Origin of the sequence: Pseudoalteromonas sp. CO342X (assembly GCF_004208915.1) — a bacterium.
GTDB classification, from domain to species: domain Bacteria; phylum Pseudomonadota; class Gammaproteobacteria; order Enterobacterales; family Alteromonadaceae; genus Pseudoalteromonas; species Pseudoalteromonas maricaloris.
Genome location: NZ_SGPH01000081.1, coordinates 1 through 422 on the forward strand (window position 1 = coordinate 1; position 422 = coordinate 422).

The 422-nt window shown below is 47.9% G+C and carries 1 protein-coding gene; it reads left to right on the forward strand.

Translation table 11 applies throughout. The features are described 5' to 3' along the window. A partial coding sequence (locus EXT47_RS23665; protein ID WP_130127750.1) for a condensation domain-containing protein occupies positions 1-422 on the forward strand: 422 nt, incomplete at both ends.

The following is a 422-nucleotide window of genomic DNA, read 5'->3' on the forward strand; positions in this document are numbered from 1 at the left end:
CTGTTAGAACAAAGTAAAAACATGCTGCTTGACGCTTATGCCCATCAGCAAGTGCCGTTTGAACAAATCGTCGAACGCTTGCAACCCGAGCGTAGCTTGAGCCACAGCCCGTTATTCCAGGTGATGATTGCCCTGCAAAACAATGAAACGGGTCATTTATCGCTGCCGGGACTTGAGCTTTCTGAAGTTCAAAAACAGGGGCCGGGGATCGCCCAATTTGATCTGACCCTGAATATCTCAGAAGCAGCAGACGGCCTGATACTAGCCTGGGAATATAATACTGATTTGTTTGAGGCTCAAACCATCGAACGTATGGCGGGACATTTTGAGGTTTTGTTGTCCTCCCTTTTAACGTCCCCTGAATTGGATGTTTATGCCCATGAATTAGTGACGCCACAGGAGCGTGAGCAGTTACTGGATAC